This is a genomic window from Pseudanabaena biceps PCC 7429 (assembly GCF_000332215.1).
Taxonomy (GTDB): domain Bacteria; phylum Cyanobacteriota; class Cyanobacteriia; order Pseudanabaenales; family Pseudanabaenaceae; genus Pseudanabaena; species Pseudanabaena biceps.
The window spans coordinates 1-8,788 of the sequence record NZ_ALWB01000240.1 but is presented as its reverse complement, the minus strand read 5'-3'; the positions used below and the strand labels follow the sequence as shown (position 1 = coordinate 8,788).

Annotated in this window: 9 protein-coding genes; 7 read left to right on the top strand and 2 right to left on the bottom strand. The window is 43.8% G+C overall.

Features of this window, described 5'->3' with window-relative positions; all coding sequences use genetic code 11:
- The first annotated feature begins 230 nt into the window (after positions 1 to 230).
- Positions 231 to 1,184, top strand: coding sequence for an NmrA family NAD(P)-binding protein (locus PSE7429_RS19550; protein ID WP_009629071.1), 954 nt, complete (start codon positions 231 to 233; stop codon positions 1,182 to 1,184).
- 184 nt (positions 1,185 to 1,368) lie between these two features.
- Positions 1,369 to 1,668: a DUF6825 family protein gene (locus PSE7429_RS19545; protein ID WP_009629070.1), complete on the top strand. Its 300-nt coding sequence runs from the start codon at positions 1,369 to 1,371 to the stop codon at positions 1,666 to 1,668.
- 227 nt (positions 1,669 to 1,895) lie between these two features.
- On the opposite strand, the gene PSE7429_RS19540 is transcribed toward PSE7429_RS19545, so the two are convergent.
- Positions 1,896 to 3,497 carry a NupC/NupG family nucleoside CNT transporter gene (locus PSE7429_RS19540; RefSeq protein ID WP_009629069.1) on the bottom strand — a complete coding sequence of 534 codons (1,602 nt, stop codon included), beginning with the start codon at positions 3,495 to 3,497 and terminating at the stop codon, positions 1,896 to 1,898.
- Between the two features lie 188 nt (positions 3,498 to 3,685).
- On the opposite strand from PSE7429_RS19540, the gene rpsT reads away from it, so the two are divergent.
- The 4 genes from rpsT to PSE7429_RS19520 all read left to right on the top strand — a co-directional run bounded on the left by rpsT (position 3,686) and on the right by PSE7429_RS19520 (position 8,021).
- Positions 3,686 to 3,979 carry a 30S ribosomal protein S20 gene (rpsT, locus tag PSE7429_RS19535; RefSeq protein WP_009629068.1) on the top strand — a complete coding sequence of 98 codons (294 nt, stop codon included), beginning with the start codon at positions 3,686 to 3,688 and terminating at the stop codon, positions 3,977 to 3,979.
- Between the two features lie 349 nt (positions 3,980 to 4,328).
- Positions 4,329 to 4,562 (top strand): DUF7219 family protein, encoded by a 234-nt coding sequence (locus PSE7429_RS19530; RefSeq protein ID WP_009629067.1) that lies wholly within the window; start codon positions 4,329 to 4,331, stop codon positions 4,560 to 4,562.
- A 376-nt stretch (positions 4,563 to 4,938) separates the two neighbouring features.
- The gene (locus tag PSE7429_RS19525; protein WP_009629066.1) at positions 4,939 to 6,480 is read left to right on the top strand and encodes a DEAD/DEAH box helicase; all 1,542 of its coding nucleotides are present in this window, start codon (positions 4,939 to 4,941) and stop codon (positions 6,478 to 6,480) included.
- A 278-nt stretch (positions 6,481 to 6,758) separates the two neighbouring features.
- The gene (locus PSE7429_RS19520) at positions 6,759 to 8,021 is read left to right on the top strand and encodes an MFS transporter (RefSeq protein WP_009629065.1); all 1,263 of its coding nucleotides are present in this window, start codon (positions 6,759 to 6,761) and stop codon (positions 8,019 to 8,021) included.
- 67 nt (positions 8,022 to 8,088) lie between these two features.
- Here PSE7429_RS19520 and PSE7429_RS19515 read toward each other — a convergent pair whose 3' ends face one another.
- Positions 8,089 to 8,598 carry a hypothetical protein gene (locus tag PSE7429_RS19515; protein ID WP_009629064.1) on the bottom strand — a complete coding sequence of 170 codons (510 nt, stop codon included), beginning with the start codon at positions 8,596 to 8,598 and terminating at the stop codon, positions 8,089 to 8,091.
- Positions 8,599 to 8,603: 5 nt separating this feature from the next.
- Between PSE7429_RS19515 and PSE7429_RS27340 the strand changes: the two genes are divergently transcribed.
- Positions 8,604 to 8,788, top strand: a 185-nt coding sequence (locus tag PSE7429_RS27340; RefSeq protein WP_233424395.1) for a hypothetical protein, incomplete at its 3' end; no start/stop codon positions are given.

Here is an 8,788-nt window from a genome sequence, read left to right as displayed (position 1 = left end):
TGCGGCGCAAGCGCAGCTTGCGCCGCAGGTTTTAGGGTTTTATATTTAATTGCACCTAAATATTTATAAATTTAGATTGAAAAAGCAGATCAAGGAGTCATCAGCGTCTTTAGAGCTTTTTCACTATCCATAGATAGATATCGCGATCGCCACCATCGCTTACCAAAAGATGTCACCAAATATCTGATAGATTTATATATGTTTACAAAGTCAATTTAATAAAAAATTTTATGAGCTTACTGATCGTTGGCGCGACAGGTACACTAGGTCGTCAAATCACCCGTCACGCAATAGATCGGGGGCTAAAAGTCAAATGTCTTGTCCGCTATCCTAAAAAAGCAGGATTTCTTAGAGAATGGGGTGCCGATTTAGTGGTCGGGAATCTTACTAATCCCGAAAGCATAGATGACGCATTAGAAGGGGTCACTGAGATTATTGATGCAGCCACTACCCGCGCCACTGGCTCCTTGAGAATTAAAGATGTCGATTGGCTGGGAAAGGTTGCCCTGATTCAAGCCGCCGAACGCGCTAAGATTCAGCGCTTTGTCTTTTTCTCCATTCTTAATGCTGAGAAATATCCCAATGTTCCGCTGATGGACATTAAATATTGCACCGAAAAATTTCTTGCCTCCACCGACCTCAACTACACCATTCTTAAACCCTGTGGGTTTTACCAAAACTTGATTGGGGAATATGCGATCCCCATCCTCGAAAATCAAACGATCTGGATTGGCGGTGAATCATCCCCGATCGCTTACATGAATACCCAAGATATCGCCAAGTTTGCAGTTCGTGCGCTCACGGTTAAGGAAACTGAGCGCAAGTCCTTTGCGATCGCAGGTCCCAAAGCGTGGCAACCAAGCGAAATTATCAAACTCTGCGAAAGAATGTCAGGACGAACCCGCCGCACCGCCAATATGCCCCTTGGCTTACTCCGCTTTGCCCGCAAAGTTGCTCTAGGTTTTGAATGGGGTTGGAGTTTTGCAGAGCGCATGACCTATGCCGAAGTCCTTGCCAGTGGTATTCCCCTTGACGCAGATATGGCGGAAACTTACAAAACTTTTGATCTTCAAGAAGAAGATATGACCACATTGGAATCCTATATGCAGGAATACTTCAGCCGCATTCTTAAAAAGCTGAAGGAGCTAGATTATAAAGAGCCCAAAATTAAAGCTCCGTTCTAGAAGTCTATCTAGATAGACTCTAGATAGACTATGTATGAAGCGCTGCCTAGCCCCTTGAATTTTGTTGCTATATTTAGAACAGGCTAAAAAGAACAGGCTAAAAAGAACAGACTAAACGCTATCCCCTAAGTGGTAACTCCAGTTAATTCCTAAATCCAATAATTAAATCTAATAATTAAAAATCATGAGCAAATCACCATTAGACGCTTTCTTTATTGGTAGAGCCACTGCTGAGGCTGTGATCGATCGCATCGAGGACACTGTGACTGATGCTCTCAGTGCCTTTGGCAAATTTGATGCCGAACAACGCGAAAATCTGCGTACTTTCGTTGAAGCAATTTTAGAGAAAGCAGATCGGCAAAAGGGAGCCGTCACGAAGGATGATGGCGATATCGCCCCTGACGAGTTGCAGGAAACTATTGACAATCTTCGTGCTGAAATCGCGCAACTAAAGTCTGAATTGCAGCAATATCGACATCAGTAAACTAACGTGAGTTCGAGATAATTCCCAAAAGTAAAAGCCCTGCTACGCAAGGCTTTTACTTTTGGGATTTTAAAATTTGCCAGCTTAACCCGAACTGACGTTATAGTGCGATTTATACCAATTCACGAAAGTGTGACAACATTTTTGTGAATTAAACACCAAACCCAGTAAAGTTTTGAGATTCCCAAAATGGCAACGCCATTTTGGGAATTGGTATTAGCGATCTGTTAGCGTGATGTTGGTAGAGAGGGCGATGATTTAGGCATAGGCATAGTTCTTATAGGTGTATTTGTTGGCGAAACAGTAGGTAATGGATTGGGGGAAATATTTGGTGAAGCATTGGGTGTAGTCGTAGCTGCTGGCTTATCTGGTTGAGCCTCTACTCTTTTCTTTTCACCTAAAATACTAGGAGTCCCATCGTCGAATACACCTGCAATACAAGCAATCATCAAGGTTGCCAATGTACCCACAAATAAAGCCTTCCAGCCTAAATCGGAAATGTCTCGACGACGGGAAGGAATTAGGGAGATCGTGCCACCCACGAAAATCCCTACAGATGCTAAATGGGCAAAACCAGATAAGGCGTAGCTCACAATGATCACAGTGCGATCGCTAATTAACCCATCCTTAGAAGCTTGAGCCAAAGCCTGATAGGGAGGAATTGCCGTCTCAAACAACCGTCTACCAATAATTACCGAAGCCGTCCAAGAATCATCCAAAGAAACCCCTGTTAGCAAAGTTAACGGATAAAATAAAGCTCCTTGGATATTCGGTAAATTAACCACCTTGAAAATGTCGCTGAAATTCGCAAGCTGAGCAAAAATTTGATTGATCAAATCGACTAGACCCACGATTAAAATCAAAATTGCCGCGATCGAAGCAGCCATTTTTAACCCATCCAAGGCTCCAATAATCGTGGCATCCATTGGACTCATCCGCTTCATTGTCTCGCCACCTGCATTCTCCAATTCGCCATCATCAGGCTTTGCCGACTTGTCTTCCTTGGGAATGCCGCCCATGGTGACAGGGACTGATGTCTCAGGGACAAGGATTTTGGAAAGTACAAAGCAGGCGGGGATCGCAATAATCGAAGCTGAAACTAAATGCCCAAGAATATTAGGGAAAACTGGCTTTAAAAAACTTGTATAGATTGCCAAGGTCGAAGAGGCTGCCGTCCCAAAACAGCAGGCCAAAATCGCACATAGTTCGCTACGAGTCATCCTCGGCAAATAGGGCTTAACCACGATCGCCGCCTCAATACCCACAAAGATATTTGCCGCACCGCTCAAAGCCTCTGCCCCACTCAGGCGCATCGTCCAGAAAAACAACTTAGCAAATACATTAACTACGATCTGGATAACACCAAGGTTTTCGAGTAAAGCCATAAATCCCGAAAAGAAAATTACCGCAGGCAAAGCCCGAAAGGCAAATACATAGGCTAAACGATTCGTCGTGCAGTACTTTGCCGCTGCGTTTGCAGCAGTTGTAAGATCATCTAGCAAAACCTGTCCAGGAGGGCAAGTACCATCAGGCTTGATCGGCAACAGGGCATAGGGTTCTTGACCAGTTGGAGGTACCAACAAGCGCCCAAACACAAATCTTGCCCCTGCATCAGCCGAATCAAACAAAGCATTCAGCAGATCGCTAAATTTTTGTAAGCCCTCTCTCGTCTGAGGTTGCTGAAACACAAAATAGCCCAGCACCAACTGCAAGCCAATTCCCCAAAGAATGACCCGCCAAGGAATGACTCGGCGATCTTCAGAAAAGATCCAAGCCACAAAGCACAAGCCAAAAATGCCAAAGAAAGAAACAAAATTCAAGTAGGTCATGGGCGTTTGAGGATGAGATTCAACATAGACAACCGAAAGGACAACCAAGAATAACCGAATCGAACAAGCAATCCCAAAGCAAATTAAAACAAATTAAAAAGTAAATTGCCAAAACAGTTGCAAAATTCGATCAAAATGTTACGATGATAAATGCTTTAAACCATGTCATTTCGCTAAAGGAATAAACTGTGGCAAACATCAAGTCCGCAAAGAAGCGCATTCAGATCGCTGAGCGTAACCGTCTGCATAATAAATCATATAAGTCAGCCGTCAAGACTTTAATGAAGAGCTATTTAGAAGCAGTTGAAGCCTATAAGGCTAACCCTACTCCTGAGGCGCTAGAAGCAGTTAATGCTAAACAGTCCTTGGCCTATAGCAAGATCGATCGCGCAGTCAAATGTGGAGTATTACACAACAACACAGGTGCGCGTCGCAAATCCAAGCTAGCGGTAGCTCTTAAAAAAGTTACTGTGAATAAATAAGCCTCAACACAAGTACTTTGCCATACAAGTGCTTTGCGATATAGGTGCTTTACAATCATTAGCGGTCAAAAGTTCTGAAAAATCAAGGGAAAATGTATTACGCTTTGTATTACGAATTACCAAGAATCTTCTTCAAACTTGCTACAATTGATCCGATAATGGTTCGAGATCGATCAAATTTGGATTGCGGTTTCACAACATTTTATTAATCTTTCGTTGATTTTTAACAATTTGTTCGTGATCTCCTTGTTCGGGCAGGTTGTAGAATAATCGCTTTTCCCTACAGCTATCGTCTGCGATCTTGAGATCTTCTCAGCCTGTCCTGTTCAATTAAACTCACCCTAAGCTCATGTCTGATACGGACAAAGATAGATTCTTGAATCCTATATTTGGTTACAGGGGCGAATTTACTCCTGAAAATTTGGCTTTTAATGCTAATTTACAAGAGTTTGCTAATCGTATTTCACTTATATGTGCTTTAGAAACAGGTGGTAAAATTCCACCGATGGAAGCTTACAAACAAATTAAGGATCTGTGGGCAGAACTAGATCGATCTAGAAAAAATCTTTTGTCTGAGGATTGATCTCATAGCCGAATCCAAACTCAGTCAACATTCAAGTCGATATCAAGTCGATCCCAGTTCGATACCAATTTCAATACCATCAACGCTCATCAACCCACTCCATAGATATAAATCTCGAAAAGATTGTTTACAATCTTTAACATAGGTTTATACTAGAAATAATTAACTTCATTTTGCTGATTTCTCCCATTGCATGACTATCCAAAGCAATCTAATCTTTGGAAGCTGAGGTTTTCATAGAAAAGCTCTTTTTAAACCGCTTAAAATTTAGGGCAGAGATGTCCTTCGGCTTTGTTAGTGATTGTTTATCCCGTGCGATTGGCAGAATAGGCGAACTGTTCTTAGAACAAATTTGCTGCAAATCTTAGGATCATCCATGCCCTCATCTTTTCTTTCTCTCGGTATTTCAGAAGCTCGAGTTGCTAAGCTCGAATCCATTGGCTTTACAGAGCCTACAGCTATTCAAGAACAAGCAATTCCACAATTGCTCGCTGGTGCAGATGTACTCGGTCAAGCCCAAACTGGCACTGGTAAAACTGCTGCCTTCGCTTTACCAATTTTAGAGCGTTTGGATCTCAACAGCGATTCTCTTCAAGCGCTAATTTTGACTCCAACGCGTGAATTGGCGATTCAAGTCGGTCAAGCTCTACGCAGTTTTAATACAAAGCCTGGTGCGAAAATTCTCACCGTATATGGCGGATCGGCGATCGATCGCCAAATGATCCAATTGGAGCGTGGCGTTCATGTTGTCGTCGGTACTCCAGGTCGTGTCATCGATTTGATGGAACGCGGTAAGCTAAAGCTGGAGAATCTAGCATGGTTCGTTTTAGACGAAGCCGATGAAATGCTTAACATGGGATTCATCCAAGATGTAGAGAGGATTTTGGTAACAACTCCTTCTACTAAACAAAGCACCTTCTTCTCGGCAACTATGCCTCCTGCGGTCAAGCGTTTAGTTAAGAATTTCTTGAAGTCTCCTGTAACCGTCAAGGTTGAGACTCAAGATTCCACACCTACCCGCATCGACCAACAGATTTATCTGGTTCCCTATCATCTGACCAAAGAGGAAGCCCTATTGCCCGTTTTGGAGTATGAAGCTCCTACTTCGGCGATTATCTTTGTCCGTACCAAGGACTCGGCAAGCAGATTAACTGAGATTCTGCAATCTTCTGGACATAGTGTCGATGAATATCACGGCAACCTTTCTCAGTCTCAACGTGAAAATCTATTGCGTCGTTTTCGCAATCAACAGGTGCGTTGGGTAGTTGCTACCGATATTGCGGCGCGTGGTTTGGATATTGATGGTTTAACCCATGTATTTAACCTCGATATTCCAGATGATCCCGAGCGCTATGTTCACCGTATTGGACGCACTGGTCGTGCTGGTAAAAAGGGTGTGGCGATTACGCTGATTTCTGGTAAAGAACGCTACAAGCTTCGTCAATTGGAACAGCAGGTCGGTATGCCCTTGCCTCCTTTGCCCTTGCCTAGTGTTGCTCAGATTCAAGAGCGTCGCATTGGTAGGTTTACTGAGCAAATTCTACAAGCCTTAACAGGTGAGAGATTGGCTTCCTTCTTGCCTCTCGTGTCGCAGCTGGTAGAAGATTACGATCCTCAAGCGATCGCTGCTGCCGCTCTGCAATTAGCCTATACCCAGTTGCAATCCGAAAAAGCTGAACAAGCTGCATTACAGGTTTTGGCAAAACAACCCCATACTCCTTCAGGTCGTGACCGTGGTGGTGATCGTGATGGCGGTTCCTACAGTGGTAGACCCATCAAACGCGGTCAAAGTGGTGGTCGTTCCGATGGCGGTGGTCGTTCTAGCGGTGGTCGTGATGGCGGTGGTCGTGATGGCGGATATGATTCTCGTCGTCCTTCTCGCGATCGCGATCGTTCCTCAGCTCCTGTTAAATACTAAGTTAGATATTGCGCCCAGCTAGTTATACCAATTTACGAAAGTGTGACAACACTTTTGTGAATTAAAAACCAAACCCAGTAAGGGTTTTCAAAGCTGAAAATGGCTAGGCTATTTTCAGCTTTGGTATAATTCACCCGATCGCAAGATATCGCCGAGCTAGTACTTAAGAGATAATCGTAAATAAGTAATCGCAGCCCAAGTTATTTGAAGGAAGTTTCGTTAAGCGAAATTTTCTTGAATGACTTGGGCTAAATATTTTAGTGGTCATATCTGAGATCATGCAGTCCTTAACAACCTTTTCGAGCCTTGATAATAACCTTCGCAAAAATCTGACTGCGATTTTTTTGGCAGGGCTGTTCTTTTGGTCGAGTATGGCTTCCCAGTTGCCAACTTTACCTCTCTACGTCCGCACCTTAACGCAGTCCTTCGATCAAATTGGGATCGTCATGGGTTCCTTTGCGATCGGTTTGCTTGTCTGTCGTTCTTATCTTGGCAGACTCTCCGATCGCAAGGGCAGACGCTATACGATGAGAATTGGATTGATTGTTGCGGCTATAGTGCCCCTATGCTATGCCGCATTACCATCAATTCCTTTGTTAATGTTCTTTCGGGCTGTACATGGTATTAGTATTGCCGCCTTTGCCGCTAGCTATAGCGCTTTAGTTTCCGATCTTGCACCGATTGAGAAGCGCGGAGAAATTATTGGTTATATGAGCTTGGTCAACCCCTTAGGTTTGGCATTTGGTCCTGCAATTGGTGGTTTGATGTATGAAGCATGGGGATATCAACTTCTATTTATATCGGCATCACTCCTAGCGATCGCAGGGCTGCTCTTAACAACTCAAATTGAGACAGAAGGAGATATCGGTAATCGTCAAGTGGGATCGGCAAATACGGCGAAACCAAAATTTTGGGAGACATTCCTTAATCCTCGCGTCAGAGTCCCTTCGACCATCCTCTTACTCGTAGGATTTGCTTTTGGAACCCTCAGTGCTTTTATGCCTCTTTTGATGCAACAAAAACATGTTCCTTTGAATGCTGGCTTGTTTTATATGGCGGCAGCACTTTCAGGATTTATCATTAGGTTTCCCGTGGGAAGGTTAAGTGACGAATGGGGACGGGGTATTTTTATCTCTATCGGGATCTTCTTTTATGCTGCCTCTATGGGGATCATCTATTTTGCGAACCATGACTACGAGTTTCTTCTATCTGGAATTGCCGAGGGAATTGGTTCGGGAATTGTTATTCCTGCGATCGTGTCTTTACTTGCCGATCGCACGGTTCCGCAGGAACGGGGATATGTATTTGGGATGACATGGATCGGCTTCGATCTGGGGATCGCTTTGGCAGGACCGATTATGGGTAAGCTGATTGCATTTGTGGGGCTTGCTAATATCTTTGCGATCGCCACAGGACTTTGTCTCATGGGCATGGCTATTTTTAGCACCCAATCTAACAAGACGTTATCCGATTCCTTTAAATTTGCGATTGGTAAAACAAGCGATCGCTACGCGGTGAAGTCCTCTACGATTCGTATTTAGGATAGTGCCCAATTCAAAAAAGCAAATATGGGTGGCGGCACTTAGTGCCGCCACCCATATTTGCTTTTTATTTTGTTTCTGACAAGGCAAGGGATCTGGGTATATAAAGTGACATCGAACCGACAATCGGAATTGCCGACGGGCAACTTTCGGTTTTATACCAAACAGGTTTACCACACATTAAACCTTCACTAGCGGGGCTTTGCGGAATTGTACAGTTCATTTCTGTATCGTGAAGTCTAAACGCCGCCATGTTTTGGGGCAATCCCTGTCTAACTACATCGATATAGCGATCGCGATAGATGCCCTGAATAATATTGCGGTTGTATAGACTTGCCGAAGTGCCGACATTGAGATTGTATTTCTCAATCATCCAACTGGGAACATAATAAGCATGAGACTCCCCAGCAGTATTTTTGAAGGTAATAATATTGCCAGAAATTTTTTCGATTACCTGAGGAGTACTACTGTCAAGATACTCACCCATGGGTTGCGTTTGGGCTGCGGTCTCCGATGCCATCAATACGATCGCGATCGGAAGTGCACCGAGGAGAAATCTTAAAATAAATTTTGGCATAGTCTTTGAAACTCCGAATTTTTGATGCGATTTTGGTGCTGCTCCCTTACGATTGCATTATCGCGATTGAGCTGATGCGTGAGTTGCTTGACTACTGTACAAAACTTATCCTCTGCCTTGATTTCTTCATTTTTTGGAGTAGTGCTAAAAAAGGAAAGGGTGGTCGGCGCAAAGCGCCGACCACCCTTTC